Origin of the sequence: Moellerella wisconsensis, from assembly GCF_022592395.1 — a bacterium.
In the GTDB taxonomy this organism is placed as follows: Bacteria; Pseudomonadota; Gammaproteobacteria; order Enterobacterales; family Enterobacteriaceae; genus Moellerella; species Moellerella wisconsensis.
On record NZ_CP093242.1, the window covers coordinates 2,405,181 to 2,431,699 of the forward strand.

Below are 26,519 nucleotides of genomic sequence, written 5' to 3' on the forward strand. Positions count from 1 at the left end.
CATTTACTGTCAGTGTTGTTGGATCAGTGGCTGCACTTTACTATCGATGGCTTCTCTGGCCCTGAAGATACGCGATCTCACTGTACCGACGGGACAATCCATGACTTCTGCTATTTCTTCGTAGCTCAGTCCATCAAGCTCCCTAAGTGTTATCGCCATGCGTAAATCTTCAGGAAGCGATTCAATAGTTTTAAAAACCACACGTTTTAATTCTTCTGACAACATTAAATTCTCAGGGTTCGAAATTTCTTTTAGCGCACTGGCAGCTTCAAAATTTTCTGCATCACTGGCTTCTAAATCTGAAGCCGGAGGACGGCGACCCTGAGCCACTAAATAATTCTTCGCTGTATTAACGGCGATCCGATACAGCCAAGTATAAAATGCACTATCACCGCGAAATGAACTGATCGCACGATAAGCTTTAATAAAAGCTTCCTGAGCGACATCAGGCACATCAGCTTGCGGTACATAGCGTGAAACTAGGCTTGCAACTTTATGCTGATATCTAACTACCAACAAATTGAAGGCCTTTTTATCGCCTTGCTGTACCTTATCGACCAACATTTGGTCTGTCTGTTGCTCGCTCATTCCAGGCTAATTCTCCTGAATTCAGGCTCCACATAAATCATCACGTCACCAGTTATGTTATCCATTACTTTAGCAAGCATAACTTTTGAGTCGCAAAAATTAGCGAAGTTCAATTTAATTGAAAATAAAATAATAAAAGATACGATCTATTCCTGGCGGATCGTTAAGGATCGATAAGATCCACTAGCTAAAATCCCAATAGCCACGCATAAAAATTGTTCTTCTGACAACCCATTCAATCGTCTAAATGGCTAAAATAAGCGTGTTAAAAATGCAGCCTAGCTACCGATAATTTGAGTTATAACAGGTATATATCGCAAAATAGCTTTGCACCAAATGATAGGCTAACATGAAACCTCTCATTTATACTAAAAAAAGCAAACACCTATGAAGACTATTACACAGCATTACACAGACGTGCTTATTATTGGTAGTGGTGTCGCCGGATTATCTACGGCTTTACGATTGGCACCGTTCCATCGAGTTACATTACTTAGCAAAAGTCACCTAAGCGAAGGCGCATCATACTATGCTCAAGGCGGAATTGCTGCTGTTTTTGATGATACTGATAGTATCGAATCTCACGTTGAAGATACCCTTATTGCAGGTGGTGGTATTTGTGATAAAGAAACCGTCGAATTTATCGCCTCTAATGCACGTAATTGTGTACAGTGGCTTATCAAAAAAGGGGTTTTATTTGATACGGAAATTACCGATAGCGGCACAACACAGTATCATTTAACTCAAGAAGGCGGACATAGCCATCGTCGTATTTTGCACCATGCTGACGCGACAGGTAAAGAGGTCGAAACCACACTCGTCGCACAGGCAATGGCTCACCCTAACATTACAGTAAAAGAACGTTATAATGCTGTTGATTTAATTCGCTCCGATAAAGTTGGGCTACCGGGCACTGCTCGCGTTGTCGGCGCCTATGTGTGGGATCGTCAGCAAGAGCAGGTCGTAACAATCCGGGCTAAAACTGTGGTATTAGCTACCGGTGGAGCCGCCAAAGTCTATCAATACACTACCAATCCCGATATTTCCTCCGGTGACGGCATTGCAATGGCATGGCGTTTAGGTTGTAGGGTAGCCAACCTAGAGTTTAATCAATTTCATCCCACATGCTTATTTCATCCACAAGCCAGAAATTTTCTATTAACTGAGGCCTTACGGGGAGAAGGCGCATATTTGCGTCGTCCAGATGGCAGTCGCTTTATGACTGAAATAGATAAACGCGCAGAGCTGGCTCCTCGGGATATTGTTGCTCGTGCTATCGATCATGAAATGAAGCGCTTAGGTGCTGATTGTATGTATCTTGATATTAGCCATAAACCGGCAGAATTTATTACGAGCCACTTCCCAACTATTTATGAAAAATTGCTAACATTAGGATTAGATTTGACTCACGATCACATTCCTATCGTTCCGGCTGCGCACTACACCTGTGGAGGCGTTATGGTTAATCACTCAGGGCAAACTGATGTTACACATCTTTATGCCATTGGTGAAACTAGCTATACCGGCCTACACGGCGCGAATCGTATGGCATCAAATTCATTACTTGAATGTTTAGTTTATGGATGGTCCGCAGCTGAAGATATCCACCAACAAATTGCGGATATTGCTGAAATACCTTTATTACCAGAATGGGATGAGAGCCGAGTTCATAATTCAGATGAGCAAGTTATCATACAACATAACTGGCATGAATTAAGACTATTCATGTGGGATTATATGGGGATCGTCCGAACAACTAAGCGACTAGAACGGGCGCTACGTCGTATTCATTTATTGCAACAAGAAATCCATGATTATTATGCTAATTTCCGTATTTCAAATAACTTACTGGAATTACGCAATTTGGTACTAGTCGCCGAATTAATGATCCGTTGCGCATTAAAACGCCATGAAAGCCGAGGATTACATTACAACCTCGATTTTCCACACCAACAACCAAATTCAGGGCCAACTATCCTTAAACCCTAAAAATATACCGAGCTAACGATTTAGTCATAAGCCTTCCCTCCGGTTATACCTAGAGGATATACAGATAATAGATAACTCGCCGGGGGCTTTAACAATATAGATAAAAAATAGTAGATTAAACCAAATCAATAATTTACATAAAAATCAGTAATCCACTGAATAAATTGAGGAGTATAGGTTTTTCCGTCATCCTGTTTTAGCACTAAAGAGTCAATTAGCGTTTCTGTCGGCTGTTGACTAAAAGCTAATAACACACGATGAATTGGCGTCGTCGATTTATCAGAAATATTAGTACGTTGAAATACTGACCACCCTTGTTGTAAGGCTAATTGCTCGACATTTTCAGCGACATCGCTCGGCAATACCACACAAAAAAGGCCATCTGCCGTTAATAGCTTTTTAGCGCACATTAATAAACTTTGATGATTCAATGTGCCGGTATAACGTGCTTGATCTCGATACAAGTCACGGCAAGAGACCGCCGGTTCAAAATACGGTGGATTACTCACTATGAGCGCATATTTATTCTGCGTCTGTTGAACAAAATCGAGCACATTTTCAGCATAAACTTGCAGCCTATCAGCCCAAGGTGAGGCCTGAAAATTCTCAGCTGCTTGCTCAGCAGCTACGGGATCTAATTCAATCGCATCAATATGCAATCTAGGTTGTCGTTGTGCTAGCATAAGTGAGATTAAGCCGCTCCCACAGCCAATATCTAGTGCCTTACAAGCATTCTCTACCGGCGCCCATGCACCAAGTAACACACCGTCCGTCCCAACCTTCATGGCGCATCGGTCATGCCCGACAAAGAATTGTTTAAATGTGAAACCACCTTTACGGTATCGCTTAACCGTCTGCCCCATCATTTTATCCTTTTTATCCAGTTAACGTGCCAAGCAAACCGAGCAGAGTAGCAAAATGCCAGAAAAATATCACGGCTGAAAGAGAGAAAATAAATCATTGAAGCAACACGCGGTAATATTGTTGAATGAATTTTACACTTTTATATTCATGTGACTGTATTATGGGCAGAAAATAGGCTGAATACACTGGTTATATCCCTCCAGTTATTCTCATTTAGTCGTTCAATAATGATCCCATACACAGCACAAAACAGGTACACTAACGTCTACGGTAGATATTTTCAGGTGAACTATTCATATAACCTGTTTATAATCGGCGCCCCAAATAGAGGTATATAATGACTGCAACAACTTTTACTGAACTTGAACTTGATGAAAGCCTAATTGATGCGCTGACAGGTAAAGGCTATCAACGCCCCACAGTTATCCAAGCAGCAACTATTCCTGCTGCAATGGAAGGCCGTGATGTTCTAGGTTCGGCTCCTACAGGCACGGGTAAAACCGCGGCTTTTTTATTGCCAACGATCCAACATTTGCTCGATTTTCCGCGTAAAAAATCTGGGCCACCACGGGTATTGATTTTAACTCCGACCCGTGAACTTGCTATGCAAGTCGCTGAACAAGCAAGAGAACTCTCTGCTTACACTCATCTTGATATCGCAACTATCACTGGTGGTGTGGCTTATATGAACCACGCTGAAGTTTTCAGTGAAAATCAAGATATCGTGGTCGCGACAACAGGCCGGCTTCTGCAATACATTAAAGAAGAAAACTTTGACTGCCGAGCGGTCGAAATCCTGATCTTAGATGAAGCTGACCGTATGCTCGATATGGGATTTGCCAATGATATCGAGACAATTGCTGGTGAAACTCGTTGGCGCAAACAGACCATGCTGTTTTCTGCCACCTTGGAAGGCAATGCCGTTCGCGATTTTGCTGAGCGTATTCTGGAGAATCCATTAGAAATAGATGCCGATCCTTCACGTCGTGAACGCAAAAAAATCCAACAATTTTATTATCGCGCTGACAACATTGAACACAAAACGGCATTACTGTGCCATTTGCTCAAACAAGAAGATGTGACTAAATCGATTGTTTTTGTTCGTAAGCGTGAACGTGTGCGTGAAGTCGTTCAATGGCTGCGTAGCGCCGGTATTGAACCAAGCTACCTTGAAGGTGAAATGGTTCAAGCAAAACGTACTGATGCAATCAAACGACTGGATAGTGGACAAGTCAAAGTGTTAGTCGCTACCGATATCGCATCTCGCGGATTAGATATCGAGAACATTAGCCACGTATTTAACTTTGATTTGCCTCGTACCGCAGATGTCTATCTGCACCGTATTGGCCGTACAGCACGTGCTGGCCGTAAAGGTATTGCTATCTCGTTAGTTGAAGCACATGACTATCCATTATTCGGTAAAGTAACTCGTTATATCGAAGAGCAAATTAAAGTTAGAGTGGTGGATGAATTACGTCCATCGACTAAAGCGCCTTCAGATAAAATGCTGAATAATCCTAAACCGTCTAAGAAAGTACTCGAAAAACGTAAAGAGAAGAAAAAGCAAGAAGAGTCGAAGAAAAAAGTCAAAGTCCGTCATCGGGACAGTAAAAATATTGGTAAACGCCGTACTCCTGCTAATACAGAAAATACTGCAACAGATAATCCAAAACCATCAGTTAAATCATCGACTAAATCATCAAGTAAGCCATCAACAGAGAAAAAGCGTGCTAAATAATTAGCCCATTCTCGATAACAGTCGCGGTGAAAAGCCAGTCAGTTAATGACTGGCTTTTATGTTTATATATTCCGCGCCATTATTTAATTAGCTCATTAATTGTAATAATTTAACTCGCAATAACTGGCTTTCTGTATTTAATAACTTACTTCCAATAATATGCTGAGATAAAATATCGTGCCCGGTCATTTGCTGTGCATCCCGTATCAATCCATTAGCACCGTGAGCTAATAAATCAGCAGCAACATTTAACGCATGACTATTTAGAGCATAATGCAAAGCTGTTTTTCCATAAATATCAATATCATTAATCCGCGCCCCCGCAGATAACAAACGCTGAATATCAGCTCTATTACCACAACTAGCGGCTTGGTGTAACGAGGTTGCATACAATTTCATGCTAGGCTCATTGGCATTAATTATCTCCTCGGGGATGAACGATTGTACCGGGGTGACATCCTTCTCTGACGATTGATAAGCATATTTTAATCCAGGTATCGATTGCCACGGCTGATACCAAGACATTACCTCAATAATTTTATGTATTGTATGCGCTAATAAACAGCGCACTATTCTTTTTGATGGCCGCAGTCTATCCAATAACGATTCGGATTGGCTGTAAGGCAGAGAGATCCGCAGCCCAACACTTTTAGGAATGGCTAAGGTTTGCTGAAAATAATCCAACCAATCATGTTTAACCGTATAAAAACGCAGTTTACCTACATTTACTCGGCGAATAATATCTTCACTTTTCAGCCCAATAGCCGTAATCATCCGGCGTGATACCCCCGCAGGGCTAAAAGTAATAGTTGGTGCATTTGCGGCCAGTCCAGCGACAGAAGCTAATCCTCCCCCGAGTGAATGGCCAATACAAATCAATTTATGCGATGCAATTTTAGTTAATATATTAACTAAACCAATCGCTTGATAATATTGTGGCTCATATAATCCCAATCCTTGGCGAATATTGGCATAAAGATCTTTTAATTCATTTGAGCCAGTAAAACTTAAAATGTACATGTCAGTATAGCGATAAATAGCGGCAGAAAAGCCGGTATTGGTATCATACAGTGCCGTTTGATTAATCCCTAGGAGTGCAAGTTGTTCATCATTAAGCCTATTAATATTTGGCAACCCTAGACTAAAAGCCAAATAGCTATCTTGAGCCAGTAATGCCAAATTATAATCTTTTTGTTGTGATAATCGGCTAATAAAATCTTCAGCCATCAACTCATCAGGCCAATCAATTTCGGTTACTGGTAACGCTCTTAATAATGGCTGTATTTGACAACTACTTTGCGATTGATGGAGATAAAAATCACGCAATACATCATCAGAGAGCGCTTCAGGCAGATCTTCAACAGGTAATGATAAATTATTGGTGTGATATTGATACATGATGGTTCTTTCCTCATAGGTCGCCAGGCCTAATCAAAAAGAATTTTTACTAACGAGTAAATATTAAATTAAAACAGCATACATTAAAAAACCACCGTCCAATGAAGAACGGTGGTAATATTATTAAGTACTAATTATCCGACTTGTGTAGGATTTATTTGTGCTGAATTACAGACTTTCAGTGAAAGTACGTGTAATAACGTCACGTTGTTGTTCTGGAGTCAGTGAATTAAAACGCACTGCATAGCCAGAAACACGAATAGTTAATTGTGGGTATTTTTCTGGGTTATTAACCGCATCTTCTAACGTTTCACGGCTTAAAACGTTAACATTAAGATGCTGACCACCTTCAACGCGTACTGTTGGTTTCATTTCCAACGGAACTTCACGATATTCGAACTCGCCCAGTGTATTTTTAGCCACGACTTGACCTTCATCGTAACCTTCTTTCGCACAAATACAACGTGCTTCGTTTTTCTCGTCATCCAGCAACCAGAATGAATTTAATAACGCTGCATTATTTGCTTTAGTAATTTGAATACCTGTAATCATGCCAACCTCCACGTTCGTTAGAGATTTATATCAATCTCTTCATTTGATTATTCATTGGATATTTGGTCTAACCAATGTTTCTTTATATTATATAACAGTTAAAACCCCTACTTTCTTTGATATTAATCAACAAATACCCGTCATCACTTTAGTGACCTAGCGCAAGAGCATGATTTAAATCAAAATTGCATTTGATGCTTCTTACGAAAATTATTGTAAATTTTCAAAAAAAGTTGAATGCTAGATATAAAGAAAGTAATAAAAAATATAAACAAAACACGCTGCAACTTTATCTCCGTGGCAGGACACAGTAAGCTTAGCGGCAGAATATCAATAGAATGGATGACGTATGTCTAATGAAATAACTTGGGACGATATTATAGGCCGTGAACAGCAACAAGCTTACTTTACCGAAACGCTGTCTTTTGTCGCCAATGAGCGCCAACAAGGTAAAATAATTTATCCACCAGCAGAAGATGTGTTTAACGCCTTCAAATATACCGCATTAAACGATATCAAAGTGGTTATTCTCGGGCAAGATCCCTATCATGGGCCAGATCAAGCTCACGGATTATCTTTTTCTGTACGCCCGGGAGTACCTGCGCCCCCCTCTTTGGTCAATATGTATAAAGAGCTAGAAAAAGATATTGCCGGTTTTACTCGCCCTACACACGGCTATTTAGAAAGCTGGGCACGCCAAGGTGTTTTATTATTAAACACGGTACTAACCGTTGAGAAAGGCAAAGCGCACTCTCATGCGCATTTAGGCTGGGAAACCTTCACTGACAAGATAATTAATGAAATTAATCAGCAACGCAATGGTGTAATATTTTTACTCTGGGGGTCTCATGCCCAAAAGAAAGGCCGCTTCATTGATAGCCATAAACATCATATCCTTAAGGCTCCGCATCCCTCTCCGCTCTCGGCCTATCGTGGATTTTTAGGTTGTGGACATTTTTCGCAAACCAATCAAATTTTACAGCAACAAGGGCTAAATCCCATTAACTGGCAACCTGATTTACCTATCACTGAATAGTTAAATTTACTGATGCTATTTGATTAGTCGTATAAATATACTGGCGGTTTGATACCGCCAGTATGAAAGCATGCTCTATTTATCTCGATTTATTTCTTATAACCTAAGCCACTCGCTAGCCAATTAATTTTCCGGGGGTTATTTGTAAAAATAATCACCCTCTGACAGAATATCACCCTTGGTAGTTTCCAATAATTGATTTAAATTATCCATATGCGCTTTGATTTCATTACTTGCCGCATCCAGTAGCACACACATTGCGGTGACTTTCTCAATATAATGTTGAGTTTCATGATAACTCATACTTAAATCACTCAAACTATTCTTTACCTGCATCATATCTGCAGAAGATACAGTAGATTGCATCCCATCCATGACCCGCGTTTTTTTCTTTTTTAAATCAGTATCTCGTTGATTTAATAACGAAGCAGCTTGTTTTAATTTGAATAGGTTACGCTGTAAATCTTCACCAACTCCACCGATACACTTAGCTTGCCATTTTGCCGCTTTACGCTGAGCTTCATTTTCGCCTAACTTAGTCACCACTTCAGCTTTATTTTTAGTGTACATATTTTTCTTTCGTGATTTGACCATTCCTTGACGTTTCATAATAACTTTATGCGCCATCGTGGCGACTTTTTTACTGATCCCGCCATCAGGAATAAAGTCTAATGGCATTAAAATTCGATTATGTAAATCCTTAACTACTTTAGAACGAAATTTATCTAAGCCACTACGTTTCATGCGATATAATAAACCGCTACGCCCTTCATTATATAAATCGCCCGCTTTATCTAAAAAATCTTGTCCACTGGTTGCCCCTGAATTTAATTGACTAAATTGCTGCTGCCCCATGCTAGGAGTTACCATAGAATGCATTTTAGAACTTACCGCTTTTGAAATATGCGTCGAATACATAGCCTTAACCGACTCCACTAGCTGGGAACGTTCCAACTGCATCATTTTTTCATCTAGCAACTGCATAGGTTTATTCGCTAAACCATAATCAAGACCGTAATCAAAGGCTTTTTGGCCATTATCTGAATTAACTTGGTCTAATAACATCGACTCGATACCCATGTATTTTTCCTTTTTTTGTTAATAAAATTCCGTTTCAATATCTATAATAATTAGATGAACTACAGGGTCGCTATTTTGCTATTAGCCACCTATTAATACACTCGGCAATCCCATAATAATTGTGCCACCATGTGCGGTTAAATCCCCCATCCTTGCAGCCGGTTTTTGATTGATTAATACCGTCATACTGCCTTTTACGATGCTATCAGGGACACCAACACAAAGACACATTTGCCCCACGGTTGCCGCCGGTATTGCGCCAATCAATACGGTTACTGGCAGCGGTAATATTGGCCCGCCAACATGCGGTATCGGCACAGGTGCCGGAGTAACCATTGGGCACAAATGCATATCGGTCATTCTTGCAGCAGGTAGCATTAGACACGCCCTTGATCTATAGCGGCGGTTCCGTTACCACCTTTAGCGATATCTAACGCAATCTCGATTACGGGCAAATATAACGAGCTTTCCTGCTCATTATCAGATAGTGCCACCATTAAATTAATCGCCCCAGCTACTGCTTGTGCATACAAAAATTGCGGTGGAGCTACCGCCGGTTGAGTGCTATCCAACATGCTTCCACCGCTCCAAAATGCAGCTTGCGCAACCCATCCTGCCCCCGTATCCAATCCAGAGCTTGTGACCGCATTACCGGCTAATTGCCGACACTTTTCATCTCCATAGCGCACCCACATTTGAGCTGCTTGCAAGGCTTTATGTTCATTATCCTGCCATGAATGAATTAATTGACTACAACAACATGCCCACCATACTGACTCCCTTACCGGTAACGCATGGGCCAAAAACAGCACTAAATCAGTATGACGAGCTAATGTATTTAGCTGATTAATAAACGCTAATGGCGCTGCATACTCTTTAGCAATAACTAACAATTCCTTATCTGGCGCAAATTTAATTAAGATGTCATTAACCTGCTTATAAGGGATTTTTATTAATTCCATATTGAGCTCCTAATTAATTTTGGTAATTGCACCTTGTATTTGCACCATTGCTCCCGCTTTAACTTCAGTCATTGCCGAGCCGTTAATAGAAACAATAGCGCCAGATAATTGAGTTTTAGCCTGCGAATTAATCTCTGTCATAGCTGATTGCACACAGACTTTAGCTTTACCATTAATTTTTATTTGTGGTGATTCAATAGTAATTTCAGAAGGAGAGATCGTAATCTGACTAGCTCCAACTTTTAATTTAATCTCTGATTTTCCGCTCAACGTAATTACATTTGCTTCTAGCAAAGCATTATTAACAGCTTTAATTTGAATATCTTTTTTAGCAGCTAAAGAAATCGATTTTTGGCTATCAATATTAAAATTATCGAGGCTGGTGAGTTGTAATATTTTATCGCTTTTAATATTAAATTGCTCTTTACTGTACAGTGTGGCTGTTTTATCAATTTCAGTATTCAGTAGTCCTTTAATATTAATATTAAAATTATTTTTACTGAGGATCTGTAGATCTTTCTGTGCTGATAACCGAATTAATTCATGATCTTTCTTATCTTCAAAACTCAGCTCATTACCTTCATTATATTTTCCATTCGGTGTAGATAAACTTTTAAAACCACTACACGAAGGTGAATCAAAGGGTAATTGACAGCTATTATTATAAAATGATCCCACTACAACTGGATTATCTGGATCACCATTAATAAATTGTACTAATACCGAATCTCCTACTCGAGGCAAAAATTGCAATCCGAATCCTTTACTAGCGATCGGTTGTAATACGTTTAACCAGCAAGAACTGTATTCATTTTTCTGGTCATGATGTAGAAAATCCCAATGAAAGTGGACCTTGATACGTCCCAATTTATCACGATATATTTCAGTATTATCGGGGCCAGTGACTTCTGCACTATGTAATCCATGGCAGACGGGCTTAGGAATATAATGTAAATGATAAGGACAATGCGTTGGAAAACAGTCAAACTTATTATGATATTGAACTTGCTGGTTCGACTCACTGCATGCAATAAAATGAGTTATCGTACTGATATAATAATCGGCATTAGATGCTTTATTCGGATGATCGACTAAAGAAAATAACGCACCAGAAGATAACGATAATACCGACGAACCACCACTAAATTGATGATGATTTCTATGCTCTGCTTCCATTTTAGATAGTGCATATTTCTTAGCTATCGATTTATTTTGGCTATTTTGCGCATAGAACTCATGTTTTAACTGTGTCTTTCCGGACACTTTGGATTTTTCTGTTGAAAAATAATCTTCATTTTTATCTGCAATATAATCATGGAAACTGACAGAGAAATGACTTAATTCATGGCTACTGCACCAGTCACTAATACAATTTAACTTATTATTTTTCTTACTATATGCCAATTGTTCCGTAGCTAACGCTGGTAGTTTCTGCGGTTGATCAATAATGATTAATCCCGCAGATTTACTCTCTAATGAATGAAAATAATTCCATCCTTCGGCTGCTAGTAAACGATGAATAAAATCACCATCACTTTCATCTAATTGGCAACAATATTCGTGCTGAATTCCCGAGCTTGAAAGCGAAAATGATACATGTTGTTTAGCGTTATTTTCTGCAATTACCTTTTCAATAATTTGTTGACTCGTTAATTGCTGAAATACTCGCCGTTTACTTCCTTGAGATAATAAAGTTAAAATATCACAAGCAGAAATACGATAAAAATATTGCATTTTTTCTTCATGATAATGAGTCAACGATATTTTATTAATCATGGCCGAGAAATGACGTTTTTCTGCTATTGAATTAAATGAAATATTAATAACTTTACCAAGTAATTCAATAGTTAACTGGCTATTAGAAACAACATCAATCACTATACTCAATGTTCCTGATAGCCGCTCATTACACTCCATATTACTTGCAACATAATGCTGATTATCTATAGTCACAAATAATGGTCGTGCTTTATATTCGAGTTCATCCATAAACTCACCTCACGTTATTACATAATAAGATTATGCTATCTGATTTATTGAGTAAAATATGAAGTAAATAGTCTGTTTTTTATTAAATTGAATGTTCAATCAGCTCCATTAATTTATCTTTTAGGGTCATTATTTTTATCTTTTCACGTTTACTACAATAATCTAAGTTTATAGTGCTAATCCATACCCATAATGAATACCAATCATCGGAACTAGCAACCATATTCACACCTCGTTGCTGGTTAGTAGAAGCGTAATATTCAGTATATTGCCAGTTGTTCAACTGATCACGTGGATAACCTAACGGTAATGCAGCGGAAAAATCAATTAATACATATCTTTTTAATCTATTGTTATACAAAATATTGGCTGGTTTGATATCGCCATGGCACCAACCACTGCAATGACAATGTGTAATAATATCCATGATAGGAATTATGCTATCAATAAAAAAATTCAACTCACTGTATTTTAGCAAAGTAAATGGTTGTAATCGTCGATAATAACGAGTAATAATTATTTTTTTAATATCATTAAAGCTAATAATCTGTTGTACTCGGATATCATAACAATCTAAAAGAGCATTAACTTCACGCTGATATTGAATATCATCTAAAAATACACGCCGAATATAACGTTTATTTTTATCAAATATAATATAAGGTGATTTATTAATTTGGTTATTTATCATTGGCTAAAATAGTCATTGGTAACGATAGTTGCTCAAATAATTGTTGTGATATTACAATAGATTGATTATTTATTTGATACTCAAATAAAAATTGATATTTATCTATTTTATAATCGATACGCGGAAACTCACCTTCATTAGTATTCTTTTCATTATTAAATAATAACCGGAAAACACCCCATTGCCCTTGATAATTATTCGCATATAATTGTAAACTATCTTTATAAAAGCCTAAATATAAATCACCATCTAATCCAATTTCGGGCCATGAAATAATATCCCAGAAACGTGGACCATGGCGATAACGAAAACGTAATTTACTATCATATAACTGAATTTCCGTTAAGCTCGGTGTTAACATAATAGGTTTAATCGAAATATTAACCTGAGCTTGAGTATTATCTTCTGAGATGAAAAAGATTGATTGCACTTTTTTTGCCGTATTTAGCTGCGATATAAAATATGAGGATAAAGCTAAATTCTGACCATCATTAACTCTTAGCACTATCATTTTTTTAGAATAAGTAATAAATGGTGATAATAATGTCATAAATTCATTTAATACTCCTTGAGCTTGAAAAAAATCATTCAATGCGGTCAAGGAAACATCACGAGGAGAATCTGAGAATGGAAAGCGACCCAATATTTTATGTTGATATTCGGGATAAACATCATTTTTCCAGCGGCTATCCAAATAATGTGCAGTTGCATTTAAAATAAATTGCCAATTATAATTAACCAGCTGATTAGTCCACTGTTGCAGAGGATCAGGATATTTTTTTATCGTTGTATTTAATCCTGATAGCATATCATCTGTTTTATTTATATGCCCTACTGCTATTTGATAGAAAAAATCATCTCCCGTAGCTTGCGCTGTATCATATTCCCAGAGCGTGGATAACCTATGAAACTGATTAAGTAACTCATTAATCGGTAATTCACCATTCTCTGAAGCGTTAATCAACTCATGATATGCTTGGAATGACTTATTAACTCTATAACCGGGCTGTAACTCACGAAGTTTATTACCCATCGCGCCTTCAACTCGTTGAGCTTTTTTTAATAATTTGGTAGTTTTAATTAATCCTAATTGTGTTGATACAGATTTTCCATCTGCAATATTTGGCGTATTATCCTCATTGAGTAATGTATTTGTTGAGATAAATTGTAGCATATCGACCAATACATTATTATCAGGATCAGATAATAAGCTCATTGTCTCTGCAAGTTGTCTTTGACTAATAATTGGCTTAATTTTTAATACTGAAATCAATTGTTTCCATACTTTAATGTATTCAGAAAGATATAATGTATTAATTCGACGACTCATTTTAGCTAATTCTAATAAATTTACCTCGGTAGATCCCCCTCTCATTTTTTTCATATTAATCATTTCCTCACGCAGTAAGGAAGAATTTGACGAGAGATCGATCGCTTGATAGCCTTCCTTAGTAAAAATAAAGGGTATAGTAGATTTATTTAATGCCGTATCAGCCAATAAAAAAACTCTATCAATATTAGGGCCAATAATCTGGGACAATAAAATTTGCTGATTAAATTCTGGGCGCTGCTTGATTCTTTGATAGAGAATATTATCTAACTGCGTCGAATCAATCATAGATTCATAACTTTTGATTAAATCAAACGGAATTTGCGAAGAGTTTTTTTCAATTACTCTTATCGGCATTGTTTCAATTAGCTGAATTAATTCAGTTAAACTTTCACTATCAGAAAAATCGGCATTATTACTAATATGAAATGACAAACTTTGTGGATTAAATAGGGTTTTATCATATAACATTTTATAATGATAAATCGCTTGATATAAATTAGCTTCATCACTCGTAGAAGAATCAATCATAATTTTCTTTAAAATACCCTCAAGAATAGGTAACAATATTTCAGCTATTTTCTGTTGATTAAATTTTACTAATTCCTGATTAATATTTGATTGATTAAAACTAATATAATGATACCAAGCTAATTTTCTTTCACTCAGTGTAACTAAATTTTGAATAGAATTTAGCAGCTTTATTTTATGATTAATACTAAGATGAGGATGGAAAGCGCGATTGAAATAATCAAGTTCATCACTAACTTGTGCTATCCAGCGATCATTGATTTCCCAATTATTATGTAATTGACGGCCAAATAAAGTCATTCCTAATATCATAAATATAATAATAAGCGAATTACTAATGTAATATTTTATATTCTGATAATTATTTAAGCTAGATTGCTGCTTAGACTTTATAATTATATGTTCTAAAATCCCTGTCATAAAGAAAGAACGTTCAAGCAATATATTAGTATTATTATTGTAGATAACTCCATCATATATTTCATTTGCGCTCTTTGATAATAAATCATATTTAGGATTAGTGAGCTTTTGACAATAAAAAGAAATATAATTAAGTGAAATATAAAAATTTTGATTTTTATTACCTTGTATAGATTGAAAATAATCTTTAAGTAATAATAATAACATTTGAAATTGATAAGGAAAAGAAACAATACCTATACTATTATTTTGCATATCTAATCGTTGATATTGTTGATTAACTATATTAAATAAAATACTTTTGATATTTTCTTCATAATCACGATTAAAGAAACAACTATCATTATTATTTATTTCCCAAGCTAATAAACCAAGATTTTTATCGTTTTCATTTGAGGTTATATAGGAATAAAAATCAGTCAAAGTATCCAAATGAGAATGTAATAAGGTAACAGATAACTTTAACCCTGATAATATATTAATATTATTTATTAGCTTAAATCGAGATTCGCCCAATGTTATACGTTCATTCTGATTTAAAGATAACAAGTAATTACATGAGGTAATAAATATAATACCATCTAAAGCCTTTCTAGGACGATAGCGTAATAATATAGTAACTATTTGATTAAAAGTACGGGCATGACTAACTTCTTCAACCTCAATAATGATCATTGTAGAACTTGACCACAGAGAAATACTTTCATTACATATTGATTTTATTAATTTAAATCCATTATCAATTAAATATTGTGTTTTTCCACTTTTACTTTCTCCTGTTAATAAAAAAAACGCTTTACTATAATGAGAGTTAGATTTAAATATATTATTTTTAAATAATTCCTTAAATGCAACATTAATAATCTTATTAAATACTATATGTTCCTTTATCTTTCGCGGCGGGAATTTTATATTTGATAATAAATAACCTAGAAAAATAACTATTAATACAGAGAATATAGTATTCATTATGATATAAATATTACTATCACTTAAAAAAAACCAGCCTAATAGGTTAAGTGCCTGTAATGCAATAAACAACAATGATAACAGTATTACTTTTTTCATAATATAAAACTCTGCTAAAACAGATAAAATTTAATTGATATCATTATTAATTAAACTAATAACATCTTGACTAAGATAATAATAACCATACTCTGAGATACCAATCATAATGAAAAATAATAAAATTAAAAATGTTGTTATTAATTTATAATTAAATATATTTCTAGGATATAGTTTATTTCTAGTTAATGTTATTTTTCTAGATGTTTTTTTTATTTTAACTACTACTGACATGTTTAATTTAAGATAAACAGAATGATAGATATTTGCTAACCGATTATTATCGTGCAGATACTTACCTTTAAATCCTAAAGATAAAATATAATATTGAAGTTCAAGAAAATCAGTTAATAAATCCGGTTTTCTATAGGCACTATCTAAAAAATCAAAGAAATATTCGCCACCTTCTCTACTATTAAAAACCAAGCTTAATAAAGAGGAGTTTTCCCAACCAGAATCTTGTCCCCAAGCTGTATTTAATATTAACTCATCAAAAGAAGCACAAAAAATAAAGGCTGCTTTTTCTATAATACTATCATGATAACGAGAAGTTTTACCATAATGAATGAATTCATTTATTTTCTTTAATATTGAGTTTCTAAACTGTGTAATATCTTTAGGTCTATTTTTTTTTACTATATAAATATATGTTATTATTATTGGTGTTGCAATTTCAATTAATTTATTACCATAAGGCAATGCGATAGGTTGAATGTTATCAGTTAATGAGTTTGGTATATTAGTAATTTCAAATGAATTAATACTGCTATCACGCTCTCGTTCTACTCGAATAGTTTTATTATCATTAAATAAATAGGTCATCAATCTCTATCCAATTATAAATAATTTTATTAATATATCTTCAACTTGACTATCTATATGTATTGCTAGTAATTCATTTTTTTCTTTCCATACTTTCCATAATTCTGAATTTTTATTTAATTCAAAATAACAACAATTATTTTTTGGTGTTAATTCTTCAGGAAAATGATCAATTAAAATAATATCTATACCAGAAAGCCCATTGTTAACACAAGCAGCGATATCACTATTCCCAGCAATCTTCAACATTGCCGGTAATTTATCACGCAGTTCTAGTTTACTGCGTTTACATTCAATCTCTAAAATAAATTTACAATGTGAAATTTCAGATTTATTTAAAATATTGGCTCTGATTAATCGTCGAGATGTATATAAATGATAATCTAAAATTATTTCGCTCAAACTAATATTTTGACGATCTTTAAGATAATAATTAAGATCATCAATAACATTATTTAGCAAAGTATTTCTATTAATAATATTCCAAGCCGGATACTTTTTAGCGATTTTAAACTCACAAGAAAGCAGAGAGTTAGCTATAGAAATAAAAGTAAAATATAATTCTTTTAAAGTTATATTATTTACTCCCTTATATTGCTCTAATATTGTTAGCCCAGAATTTAAACTATTAAACCATAAAGTATCTTTTGTTCTTATTATAGTATGACTATGATCATTATTATTTAATCGATTAGCTAGTTTTATTAACTTAGCCGAAGCTAAAAAATATATATTTTCTATACTGCGTATTAAATAACCACTTACTTTAGTATTTAAACATAAAGGAATATAGTTTCTATCTAATACAATACTATTGTCAGAATTAACATTCTCGATCTTAACAATAGGTAATAATGCATAATTATCCAGTTCATCATTCTGTTTAATTAAAAAAATATTTAACTTTGCCAACTCTATATTACAATATTCTCGCTCAACTCTATTATTATCTATAATATTTTCCTCTACTTTAAGATAACGAAATTCCTGAGTAGTGGAAATTTGCTGTTTTTTAATATCTTCAAGATGAATAGCCAAGTAAATAACTTTTCCACTATCTTCTGGCATCAAATCTAAAGTAATAGCATGATTTAAAATAAATGGTGTTCTATCTGGAAAAATACCTTTAGCTGCAATAACTTTAACTTTTCCAATATGATATAGAGAATCATCAATTATCAACTCACTAATACCATAGTATTCAGGAAAGCTTTGTTTAATAACTTCGCGACAATATGACTCTAAATAATGAGTATTTTGCTGAAAATGCTGTGGATTAAGAAACATTCCCTCTTGCCAAATAACTGATAATAAATTATACATTCTCTCACCATTAATTTTTAATTGACACAACAGTTCCATCTAAATGAATTGCTACTCTAGCTCCTTTCGACGAATATAAACGCACTTTCTTTTTATTAGCTGAACTTCTATAATTTGAAAATTCAACAATAATAGCGATATATTGAGTTCCTTCAATTAAAGGTAATGTAATTTCTTTTTCTGAAGATGGATATATACTAGGAATAATCCGTTTAGATAACAAATCATTTTTTAATAAATCATCATCTTTATGATATAATTCAATGAAATTTCTTTCATCAAAAATCACATTATCTTTTAATTGATAGATTCTTAGTGTTACAGGTGCTGGTTGATTATTAATTGTTGGATTAATATTATCTTCAGCCCTAATACTAACCAATAATATGCCGCCTGTTCTAAACAAATCAATTAGACTACAACTTGAGATAAACAATCCAGAAACCAATAAAATAATAATGATTTTTATTTTTTTTATCATTGTATATTTCTATCTAGTATTTTAGATAACAGTTCACTATGAAAGCATGAAGTGAAATTAGTCTGTAAATTATCATTTTTCATTTGTCGATAATAATAACTTTTATAAGCCTTCCAAAAGTCTGGAGTTAAATTAAAAAAACCGGGTTTAAATATAGAAAAATAAGTTGATTCAATATTCTCTGGCGATAAATCCAATATTAATTTATTAACAGAAATTGCTATTGATTCATTTATCATTTTAATAAATTCAGATATAGAAATATTTCTATCATTAAACAATAACATTATCGGATCTTTAGATTTAACATATTCATTATCTAAAACAGAAAATGGATCTTTTAATATACCTTCATTATCTTTAGGTTCTACAGAATGTATTTCCATGCTATTTTCTGGTTTATAATTAAATATATCTTCCCGTATATTAGCATCCATATATAGAGTGTCAGCAATACTTTCAGCATTATCTTTATATGATAATGGATTAGGTACTTTATCTTCAAATGGATCATCTTCAAATAAACCACTACCTAAACTAGGTGTTTTTTTTGCTAAATTATTTTTAACCTTAACTGCTGAGTCAATAAGAGGCGCATTATTACTTATGGTATCTATATTGTCACTATTCAATTCAAAGCAAGATATTAATAATTGATAATCAGAAATTTTAATGACATCACCATCATTTAATATCATTGAATTATCCTTTCCTAAAGGAAATTCATCATTATTAATAAAGGTTCCATTAGTACTATTATCTGTAAGTTGATAACCTCGATCATTCTTTTTTATTGTGGCATGGATACCGGATATCGTACGATGACTATCATTTAGCTGTAAATTTACGCCGATCGAACGACCAATGATACCGCCTTCATCAGGGAGGTTATATTGCCATTGCTGTATGGATTCACCTTCGGGATGGCTAATAATTCGAATGATCAATCCCATTATGTCATACCTTTTTATCTTAATTAATATTATACAAATGAGTTCTGTATTTATTATATAACTCAGTTCATTTAGCTAATAATAACTACGGCAGATTTCAATAAAAATTTAGTCTAAAATCAGAATAGAAGGAAAAAGATAAAAAAATGACTATTTTTAATAAATAGCAATCAATATAATCTAAATAGGATTTTTATAACGAGATTTGAACTTTTTGCTTGTTTATTAAGCCGAGAAAGCAATTAACTGCCAACTGTCTTTTTTGTCTAACTCTATTATTTTTATAAAATTTTTCAATAAGAACAGAAGATATGTTCATCTTAATATTAATCTGTACATTCATTTTAAAATAAAAATTAGATGTTTGATAGATTAGTTTTATACGTTGCGGATCATTTAGCCATTCACTATATTGTTTTTCCGTTTCTATATTTATAATAACATTAACTCTATCTGCATATTGAAAACCATACTTTCCTAATAAACTATCCACACCTAAAACATGATTAATTAGACCCAATTTTGTAAGACTTTCATGCTCTAATAATACAGTTTGAGGGACCGCATATTCTAATTTAATGGGAATTTTAAAATAACTTTCTAACCAAAGAGCTAAATGAGCTATTTTTTTATTGTTTGGTGTTACTATTCCAATACCTCGATAATCTAAACTTTGGCATTCAGTAATGGTCTTCCCACCTAAACCATTCAATAAAAGATTAATTTTCACTATTTCCTGACTATATTTTCTCTTATCATATAAAAGACACCAATCATATTTAAACAGACTTTTAAATAACAAATTAAAATATATTTTTTCAAATATAGTTAAAAATTCCTCTACAGATTTATGATCATATGAAGATGATGATTTAATGCCGACCAAAGACATTTCTCTGGGTAATACTCCCTCACACCCCATTAATGCAGGTATTGATTGAATTTTATCTCGATCAATCTCAGACAATATTCCTTCAATAATTTGATTAAATTCGTTAGAGTTATTCGGTAAATCAACATCTGTCTTTGTTAATTTATTTTTCCATTTTGATATCAATAAATCTATCGCTATTTCTATACTATTTCTGTGATGGTTTGGCATCCTACTTTTCCTAAATAATCAATTTTTCTATGTATAACTCCTTCTGTATGAATACTTAACTGAATAAAAACTGTATCATCTGTTAAACTAGCTAAAAAATGCTGTAATACTTGTCCTAAAAAAGAAACTCCGCCCCAATCCTCAGTTAAATTTAATGTCACCACTATTTTAAAACCAGAAAAATATAATCTATTCTTCCCAATCTTTACAGGAGAAACACATCGCTTAGACGATACCTGATGAATACTTTTTATTAATGTTTTCAATTGATGGTTGTATTGCCTATCATACTGTAATAACCATTGCTGCAATTTTTCAGCAGGATTATCTGCCGCTAATAAGCTAGTTAAATTAGCACGAAAATGCGATAGGATAGTCAATATTGCATCGCTATCTTGATGGATCATCTCGCCGATTAATGGTTTAGTTTTTATTTTAAGTTTACCAGTAAAACCAAGGGTATCCATCGAACTTAACTCACTGTATTTATGCATTTCAGTCGCTTGCTTATGCTGAGTAACCTGTGCGTTAATTTGCCATATCCGGGTGCCTCCCTGGATATTATTACTTCCCGAGACACTTAGTTCTGCCATTCCTACTGATTTTTGATGGCTAATATTCCATCTCCAGTCATAAGCTAAGCTCGAAGGATGATTAATTTCATCATAGCTTTCGCGATATAATTGAGGAATATTAAATAGTGAATCACTAGTAATATCTTGTACATTATCAATCGAATGTAATAATAAGTCTTTCTGTGGATCTAAAAACAATTTATAATTTTTTTTAGTAAAATCAACAGCCATAGGTTCAGATAAATAAGGAAATAGATTTATTCCCGCGCAAGAAAATAAGCTTATATTGTCTTTATTTACCTGATTAACTAGCTCATCGGGCCAGCAAGAGAAATAAATTATAATTGAACATTCATGATCATTTATATTCTGTAAACTCTCAGCTAAATTTAATCTAAAAGAGAGATATCTTGCCGGGAATAGAAAGGCATCATGCAGTAATGTCCAGCCGGGGAAACTGGTATTATTTTTATTATTTGCAACAAGCTGGCTGATATCTTCTGCAACAAGTGCTGATTTAACTCGTTTTGTTTGATGATTTTTAGCTTTCACTTCAAAACCAATACTATCTAATGACAATAAATCATATAAACGCCAAATGATATTATCATGACCATTTAAATGAAGATTTAATTCAGAAATATTATACTGAGAAATATTATTTCCTTTATCTAACAAAGAAATAGTTAACTGTACAGCGCATGCAGCCGTAGGGTACTGACTAAATGGCGGTGATAACCAACTAACTGAAGTTAATTCAATTGGATATATCGTTACTTCAGTGGCTTGACGAAATATAATTTCTTGTCCTTGCTTATTGTTACCACTGAATAAGCTTCCCTGTGCAATTTTTTGTCCTGCAATCATTTTTGCATCTGGGATAAACTCCATCATACATATTGCTGGGGTTGGGCATAAATAATGAGGATAAATAAGTCCTAACATGTGCTCTGTAAACTCAGGATAATGATCATCTAATCGTTGTTCAATTCTAGCATTAAGATAAGCGACACTATCAATTAAATATTTTATTTGTGGATCGGTAATTTCTTGATGATTAATCCCTAATGCATCGGCTGCCTCTGGATATTCCTTAGCAAAGTTATATAGCTCATTCTGCAAATGGGTTATTTGCTTTTCAAAATAAGCTAATATCGATTCACTCTTCATAATAATCGATAACTTCCATTTGGCTAGCACTGAAATCAAGCTGTGAATCTAACGTGATAAAATGTCTATTATTATGCCCTTTTAATCCGGCTTTTATAATAAATCTTAATAATTTCTCTTTATATGCATCTTCTGCTAAAGCCACCTGAACCCATGAAAATCGAGGCTCGAAATATTCTAGCAATTGCTCTATTTCCTTAATAATAACCCCACCGTTATATTTACCCTGTGATCTGGCTGGATTATTAATTCCATAATTTACGATACTACGGCTTAATATTGGAGATAAATTTTTTTCTGACCAAATAGGTGCCTTTGCATTAATCAGATGAGAAATATTCTCGATAATTTCATTTCTAATTTCATCTTGTGCCGTACTTTTTTTGCCTGTTAATAAACGATTAATTAATCCCATTATATTTACCCTACATCTTGAGCTGCCAATGATACGGCAATTTGAATATCTGATTCATTTATTTCATATTGGTATTGTGGTCGTAAATTAATCTGGCACAGATAACGCGTCGGATCATCCGGGTCAGCTTCGATAGCTACCGCACATTGTTTTAATGGGTAATCAGCCATAATACTTTCTTCGCCATAATCTACTTCGCTCACATATTTTTTTAACCATTGTTCAATACTCTGTTTACAGTCATCAATAGTGTCATATAAACCAATATGATTACGAATACGCATTTTAATAAAATGCGCGAAGCGACAAGCAATTAAATTTGTTTGTAGCATCGACAATTGGCGATTATGTTTATAGTTTAGCTTTTGCACCGAGTAATTACTGAAAAATCCTTTTTGTCCTGATAAATAAATCGACGAAAAGGGAATAAAACCTTGCTCCGCCCAAAAATTTTCTTGTTCGCTGGGAATATCTATTTTTCCTATTATCGGCATGCCATTATTAAGTGATTGAATAATCGCACCATTTCGCCCATTTTCATCATAGGCTCGCAAGAAACCAAACCAACTAATACGCTCAAATTCACGAATGATATTCATACACAGTAAATATGCTGAATTACCCCATAATATTTGGCATGGATCGTTATCCGTATAAAAAATAAAGCCCATTACTTGTGTTTGATAATTTTTGCGTAAAATAAAATCCGGGAGCGTCAAATACAAATATTTCGCACTCGCATGCTCCCGTAATAAGTGCCACAAAGTATAATCTTCACTTTGTAATATTCGAGCCATTTTATTTAGATCAATCCATTGATTATTATTATTATCTCCTAAAAAAGTTAGATCACAGCTTAATACGATTGGACATAATGATTGTTCACCTAATTCAGCTAGTCGTTGCGCAGTATAGAGATCATCATATTCATCATCAGCATTAAATTTTAAACGATGATCAATTAAAACTAACCCAAACGGTAATCCCCCAGCCGTATTTAATTCTTGATGATAAATTAAATGAAATAGTCGGGTTTGTTTAATACTAAAAGCTGTGTTTAATTCAAAGGCCAATGGCTGCCAAGAATAATCTAATAACTTAATATTAACCCGCTGCTTAGCAACCGGAACATTAACTAACTCAAAAACACTCAGCCAACTAGCTTCCAGCCGGAGAAATTCAGTATGGTTTATTACTGCTGTTAATTGCTGGCTACAAAGAATATCAATATGGTATATCAGCCGGTTAATCGCCGCAGTTAATAAGATATTATTCGGAGGATATTTATCTACTCTCCCCGAATATGTCGGTATTTGCATGCCCTAGCCTATTAAACTAATCTACTAATTAGGTATTGTTGCAACCATTCTTAATGAGGTAGTCAACTCTTCCATTTGTAACCATGGACGAATATAAGCCACCGCAGAATAAGCCCCCGGGCGCCCTGCTTGTTCCTCCACCATTATTTTCGCTTCCACCAGCGGATGGGTAGCCTTGGCTTCATTACCGATAGCATTGGGATTAACATATTGATGAATCCAATTATTCAGCTCTTTTTCAACATCGGCAGGAGAAAGATTAGAACCAATTCTGTCACGACCAATCATCTTTAAATATTGTGCAACACGGCTACTGGCTAAAGTATAAGGTAAACGGGCTGCAATTGCGGCATTCGCTGTAGCATCAGGATCAGTATACGTTTTTGGCTGATAAGTGGTTTGCGCGCCCATAAATACGGCATAATTAGAGTTTTTATAATGAACTAATGGCATAAATCCTAGATCACTCAACTCTTTTTCACGCTCATCAGTCAAATTAACTTCTGTCGGACATTGTTGCACCAAATCATTACCATTATTACGATAGACAAAATTTGGTAATGACTCGACTTTCCCGCCATTTTCAGTCCCGCGGATCGCTGTACACCAGCCATATTTAGTATAAGCTTGGGTTAGTAATAGACCATATTCATAAGCCGCATTACTCCAAACAAAATCTTGTTCGCTATCAATAATAGGGATTTGATGCTGATTGGTAGCTAGCTCTTCAAAATGAAATGAATTAACACTACAACTATTCTTACCGTAAGGTAAACGCGCCAAAGTTCGAGGCAAAGTCAACGCAACATAGCGAGCTTCATCACTTTCTCTAAACGCATTCCAGCTTGCATACGCTGGCGATTCAAATCCTGCAGCAACAGGTTTTCCATCAGTAAACTTATTGAAGGTATCAAAATCAAACATAGCTGAATTAGCTGCGGCAATAAATGGTGAATGTGATGCGCTTGCAACTTCGCCAATATAGCGTAAAAGTGCTACATCCTCATCGCCATAGCCAAATTCATAGTCGCCTAATAAGGCGCCATAAGGCAATCCACCCGCGGTACCAAACTCTTCTTGATAGACCATTCCAAAAAAACGGCTACGATCAATAGCTGGCGCATTTTCAAATTGGTCGAGCAACTCGTCTTTAGTGAAGTCAGCTAATCTAATTTTAAGTTTGGTGCCTAATTCACTGTTTTTAATTAGTTTCTGTAACCCTAACCAGCTACCTTCCAGTTTTTGAAACTCTTTATTTTTCATGACAGAGGACAGTTGCAATGAAATTTGCTCGTCGATAGCAATAATGGCTTTTTCGATAGTTAAGGTTAAGTTTTTATCCCAAATTACCGTGCCATCTAAGGCTTGTGAAGTCAGTGTCGACATCAACATTTTCGTCGAATCTACAGGCGTTTGCAGCGTGGCATTAATTGCTTTATCCAGAAAGCTGACCTCTTGAATACTTTCTGTAGAGGCAATAGATGCGGATAAATGTTCTGTTGTCATGCATCTGTCCCCTTAGGAAGACCCAGCTCAACGGCTAATTGTTCTATCGCGCTGCTATTTTGTAGAATTTCTTTTAATAATTTTTCTAAGTCGCTTGAACGATCTGCTTTACTTAATAATGTTTTTAATTGATTTCGTGTTTCTAATAATTTTTTGAGCGGCTCTATTTGTTGAATTAAATTTTCAGGATGAAAATCATTAATAGTATTAAATTTCAAATTAACTTCAAATTCACTACCATCCTGAGATAGTTTATTATCCACTTTGTAGCTTAATTCTGGACCCACTTGAGACATCACTGAATCAAAATTATCTTTATCAATGCCCATAAATTCGCGTTTTTCCGCAGCGACTTTCTGCATGGGATCTTTATGCCCTGAATAATCCCCAACGACACCAATAACAAAAGGTAATTCTTTGGTTTCAACAGCACCATTAGTCTCAACATCATAAGTAATGCTGACTCTATTTTTTATAATACGTTTATGTTGTGAATTTAATGACATAGCAATCCCTAGCTATTTATATTCTAAATATACTGACTGTCTAATAATCAAGCACAGCGTTTCGGATTATCGCAATTTCAGCTCGATAATTATTGGCGAATATAGTAATAA

At 34.5% G+C, this 26,519-nt stretch carries 23 protein-coding genes; 3 read left to right on the plus strand and 20 right to left on the minus strand.

Translation table 11 applies throughout. The features are described 5' to 3' along the window. Nucleotides 1-9 precede the first annotated feature (9 nt). On the minus strand, nt 10-588 hold the full coding sequence (gene rpoE / locus MNY66_RS10560; RefSeq protein ID WP_047257089.1) for an RNA polymerase sigma factor RpoE: 579 nt from the start codon (nt 586-588) through the stop codon (nt 10-12). A gap of 387 nt (nt 589-975) precedes the next feature. Here rpoE and nadB point away from each other — a divergent pair, with 387 nt between their 5' ends. Further along, nucleotides 976-2,577: an L-aspartate oxidase gene (gene nadB / locus MNY66_RS10565; RefSeq protein ID WP_241500806.1), complete on the plus strand. Its 1,602-nt coding sequence runs from the start codon at nt 976-978 to the stop codon at nt 2,575-2,577. A 125-nt stretch (nt 2,578-2,702) separates the two neighbouring features. Here nadB and trmN read toward each other — a convergent pair whose 3' ends face one another. Continuing rightward, nucleotides 2,703-3,440 carry a tRNA(1)(Val) (adenine(37)-N(6))-methyltransferase TrmN gene (gene trmN, locus MNY66_RS10570; RefSeq protein ID WP_241500807.1) on the minus strand — a complete coding sequence of 246 codons (738 nt, stop codon included), beginning with the start codon at nt 3,438-3,440 and terminating at the stop codon, nt 2,703-2,705. A gap of 338 nt (nt 3,441-3,778) precedes the next feature. Here trmN and srmB point away from each other — a divergent pair, with 338 nt between their 5' ends. Further along, a complete protein-coding gene (gene srmB / locus MNY66_RS10575; RefSeq protein WP_241500808.1) occupies nt 3,779-5,179 on the plus strand; it encodes an ATP-dependent RNA helicase SrmB in 1,401 nt (466 codons plus the stop codon). An 87-nt stretch (nt 5,180-5,266) separates the two neighbouring features. Here the strand turns inward: srmB and MNY66_RS10580 are convergent, their stop codons facing one another. Beyond that, nucleotides 5,267-6,577, minus strand: a complete 1,311-nt coding sequence (locus MNY66_RS10580; RefSeq protein WP_241500809.1) for a Tle-like phospholipase domain-containing protein — start codon at nt 6,575-6,577, stop codon at nt 5,267-5,269. Between the two features lie 168 nt (nt 6,578-6,745). Further along, on the minus strand, nt 6,746-7,129 hold the full coding sequence (gene grcA, locus MNY66_RS10585; RefSeq protein ID WP_047257094.1) for an autonomous glycyl radical cofactor GrcA: 384 nt from the start codon (nt 7,127-7,129) through the stop codon (nt 6,746-6,748). Between the two features lie 349 nt (nt 7,130-7,478). On the opposite strand from grcA, the gene ung reads away from it, so the two are divergent. Then, complete coding sequence (ung, locus tag MNY66_RS10590) at nt 7,479-8,165, plus strand: uracil-DNA glycosylase (RefSeq protein WP_241500810.1); 687 nt, start codon at nt 7,479-7,481, stop codon at nt 8,163-8,165. A gap of 138 nt (nt 8,166-8,303) precedes the next feature. Here ung and MNY66_RS10595 read toward each other — a convergent pair whose 3' ends face one another. The 16 genes from MNY66_RS10595 to tssB form a co-directional block, all read right to left on the minus strand. After that, nucleotides 8,304-9,245: a hypothetical protein gene (locus tag MNY66_RS10595; RefSeq protein ID WP_241500811.1), complete on the minus strand. Its 942-nt coding sequence runs from the start codon at nt 9,243-9,245 to the stop codon at nt 8,304-8,306. An 81-nt stretch (nt 9,246-9,326) separates the two neighbouring features. Next, on the minus strand, nt 9,327-9,623 hold the full coding sequence (locus MNY66_RS10600; RefSeq protein ID WP_047257097.1) for a PAAR domain-containing protein: 297 nt from the start codon (nt 9,621-9,623) through the stop codon (nt 9,327-9,329). Next, nucleotides 9,623-10,207 carry a DUF6931 family protein gene (locus MNY66_RS10605; RefSeq protein WP_053907967.1) on the minus strand — a complete coding sequence of 195 codons (585 nt, stop codon included), beginning with the start codon at nt 10,205-10,207 and terminating at the stop codon, nt 9,623-9,625. The genes MNY66_RS10600 and MNY66_RS10605 overlap by 1 nt, the downstream gene beginning before the upstream one ends. A 9-nt stretch (nt 10,208-10,216) precedes the next feature. Next, complete coding sequence (locus MNY66_RS10610) at nt 10,217-12,196, minus strand: type VI secretion system Vgr family protein (RefSeq protein ID WP_047257099.1); 1,980 nt, start codon at nt 12,194-12,196, stop codon at nt 10,217-10,219. Nucleotides 12,197-12,278: 82 nt separating this feature from the next. Then, complete coding sequence (locus MNY66_RS10615) at nt 12,279-12,887, minus strand: serine/threonine-protein kinase (protein WP_241500812.1); 609 nt, start codon at nt 12,885-12,887, stop codon at nt 12,279-12,281. Continuing rightward, the gene (locus MNY66_RS10620; protein WP_241500813.1) at nt 12,877-16,236 is read right to left on the minus strand and encodes an ImcF-related family protein; all 3,360 of its coding nucleotides are present in this window, start codon (nt 16,234-16,236) and stop codon (nt 12,877-12,879) included. Before MNY66_RS10620 ends, MNY66_RS10615 begins: the two co-directional genes overlap by 11 nt. Nucleotides 16,237-16,266: 30 nt before the next feature. Further along, nucleotides 16,267-17,058 (minus strand): type IVB secretion system protein IcmH/DotU, encoded by a 792-nt coding sequence (icmH, locus tag MNY66_RS10625; RefSeq protein WP_241500814.1) that lies wholly within the window; start codon nt 17,056-17,058, stop codon nt 16,267-16,269. A gap of 6 nt (nt 17,059-17,064) precedes the next feature. Continuing rightward, nucleotides 17,065-18,381: a type VI secretion system baseplate subunit TssK gene (gene tssK, locus MNY66_RS10630; RefSeq protein WP_241500815.1), complete on the minus strand. Its 1,317-nt coding sequence runs from the start codon at nt 18,379-18,381 to the stop codon at nt 17,065-17,067. A 10-nt stretch (nt 18,382-18,391) separates the two neighbouring features. Then, the gene (tssJ, locus tag MNY66_RS10635; protein ID WP_241500816.1) at nt 18,392-18,862 is read right to left on the minus strand and encodes a type VI secretion system lipoprotein TssJ; all 471 of its coding nucleotides are present in this window, start codon (nt 18,860-18,862) and stop codon (nt 18,392-18,394) included. Next, nucleotides 18,859-19,815, minus strand: a complete 957-nt coding sequence (locus MNY66_RS10640; RefSeq protein ID WP_241500817.1) for an FHA domain-containing protein — start codon at nt 19,813-19,815, stop codon at nt 18,859-18,861. Before MNY66_RS10640 ends, tssJ begins: the two co-directional genes overlap by 4 nt. A 193-nt stretch (nt 19,816-20,008) precedes the next feature. After that, a complete protein-coding gene (locus MNY66_RS10645; RefSeq protein WP_241500818.1) occupies nt 20,009-20,917 on the minus strand; it encodes a type VI secretion system baseplate subunit TssG in 909 nt (302 codons plus the stop codon). After that, entirely contained in the window at nt 20,890-22,662 is a 1,773-nt protein-coding gene (gene tssF / locus MNY66_RS10650) for a type VI secretion system baseplate subunit TssF (RefSeq protein WP_241500819.1), read from the minus strand. The genes MNY66_RS10645 and tssF overlap by 28 nt, the downstream gene beginning before the upstream one ends. Next, on the minus strand, nt 22,652-23,077 hold the full coding sequence (gene tssE / locus MNY66_RS10655; protein WP_053907957.1) for a type VI secretion system baseplate subunit TssE: 426 nt from the start codon (nt 23,075-23,077) through the stop codon (nt 22,652-22,654). Before tssE ends, tssF begins: the two co-directional genes overlap by 11 nt. A gap of 5 nt (nt 23,078-23,082) precedes the next feature. Continuing rightward, nucleotides 23,083-24,396: a type VI secretion system contractile sheath domain-containing protein gene (locus MNY66_RS10660; protein WP_241500820.1), complete on the minus strand. Its 1,314-nt coding sequence runs from the start codon at nt 24,394-24,396 to the stop codon at nt 23,083-23,085. A 24-nt stretch (nt 24,397-24,420) separates the two neighbouring features. Continuing rightward, nucleotides 24,421-25,902 (minus strand): type VI secretion system contractile sheath large subunit, encoded by a 1,482-nt coding sequence (gene tssC, locus MNY66_RS10665; protein ID WP_047257447.1) that lies wholly within the window; start codon nt 25,900-25,902, stop codon nt 24,421-24,423. Beyond that, the gene (tssB, locus tag MNY66_RS10670; RefSeq protein ID WP_047257446.1) at nt 25,899-26,408 is read right to left on the minus strand and encodes a type VI secretion system contractile sheath small subunit; all 510 of its coding nucleotides are present in this window, start codon (nt 26,406-26,408) and stop codon (nt 25,899-25,901) included. The genes tssC and tssB overlap by 4 nt, the downstream gene beginning before the upstream one ends. Between the last annotated feature and the right edge of the window lie 111 nt (nt 26,409-26,519).

Coding starts and splice junctions, on each gene's coding strand:
- rpoE (WP_047257089.1), bottom strand. CDS start 588: ATGAGCGAGCAACAGACAGACCAAATGTTGGTCGATAAGGTACAGCAA.
- nadB (WP_241500806.1), top strand. CDS start 976: ATGAAGACTATTACACAGCATTACACAGACGTGCTTATTATTGGTAGT.
- trmN (WP_241500807.1), bottom strand. CDS start 3,440: ATGGGGCAGACGGTTAAGCGATACCGTAAAGGTGGTTTCACATTTAAA.
- srmB (WP_241500808.1), top strand. CDS start 3,779: ATGACTGCAACAACTTTTACTGAACTTGAACTTGATGAAAGCCTAATT.
- MNY66_RS10580 (WP_241500809.1), bottom strand. CDS start 6,577: ATGTATCAATATCACACCAATAATTTATCATTACCTGTTGAAGATCTG.
- grcA (WP_047257094.1), bottom strand. CDS start 7,129: ATGATTACAGGTATTCAAATTACTAAAGCAAATAATGCAGCGTTATTA.
- ung (WP_241500810.1), top strand. CDS start 7,479: ATGTCTAATGAAATAACTTGGGACGATATTATAGGCCGTGAACAGCAA.
- MNY66_RS10595 (WP_241500811.1), bottom strand. CDS start 9,245: ATGGGTATCGAGTCGATGTTATTAGACCAAGTTAATTCAGATAATGGC.
- MNY66_RS10600 (WP_047257097.1), bottom strand. CDS start 9,623: ATGCTACCTGCTGCAAGAATGACCGATATGCATTTGTGCCCAATGGTT.
- MNY66_RS10605 (WP_053907967.1), bottom strand. CDS start 10,207: ATGGAATTAATAAAAATCCCTTATAAGCAGGTTAATGACATCTTAATT.
- MNY66_RS10610 (WP_047257099.1), bottom strand. CDS start 12,196: ATGGATGAACTCGAATATAAAGCACGACCATTATTTGTGACTATAGAT.
- MNY66_RS10615 (WP_241500812.1), bottom strand. CDS start 12,887: ATGATAAATAACCAAATTAATAAATCACCTTATATTATATTTGATAAA.
- MNY66_RS10620 (WP_241500813.1), bottom strand. CDS start 16,236: ATGAAAAAAGTAATACTGTTATCATTGTTGTTTATTGCATTACAGGCA.
- icmH (WP_241500814.1), bottom strand. CDS start 17,058: ATGACCTATTTATTTAATGATAATAAAACTATTCGAGTAGAACGAGAG.
- tssK (WP_241500815.1), bottom strand. CDS start 18,381: ATGTATAATTTATTATCAGTTATTTGGCAAGAGGGAATGTTTCTTAAT.
- tssJ (WP_241500816.1), bottom strand. CDS start 18,862: ATGATAAAAAAAATAAAAATCATTATTATTTTATTGGTTTCTGGATTG.
- MNY66_RS10640 (WP_241500817.1), bottom strand. CDS start 19,815: ATGGGATTGATCATTCGAATTATTAGCCATCCCGAAGGTGAATCCATA.
- MNY66_RS10645 (WP_241500818.1), bottom strand. CDS start 20,917: ATGCCAAACCATCACAGAAATAGTATAGAAATAGCGATAGATTTATTG.
- tssF (WP_241500819.1), bottom strand. CDS start 22,662: ATGAAGAGTGAATCGATATTAGCTTATTTTGAAAAGCAAATAACCCAT.
- tssE (WP_053907957.1), bottom strand. CDS start 23,077: ATGGGATTAATTAATCGTTTATTAACAGGCAAAAAAAGTACGGCACAA.
- MNY66_RS10660 (WP_241500820.1), bottom strand. CDS start 24,396: ATGCAAATACCGACATATTCGGGGAGAGTAGATAAATATCCTCCGAAT.
- tssC (WP_047257447.1), bottom strand. CDS start 25,902: ATGACAACAGAACATTTATCCGCATCTATTGCCTCTACAGAAAGTATT.
- tssB (WP_047257446.1), bottom strand. CDS start 26,408: ATGTCATTAAATTCACAACATAAACGTATTATAAAAAATAGAGTCAGC.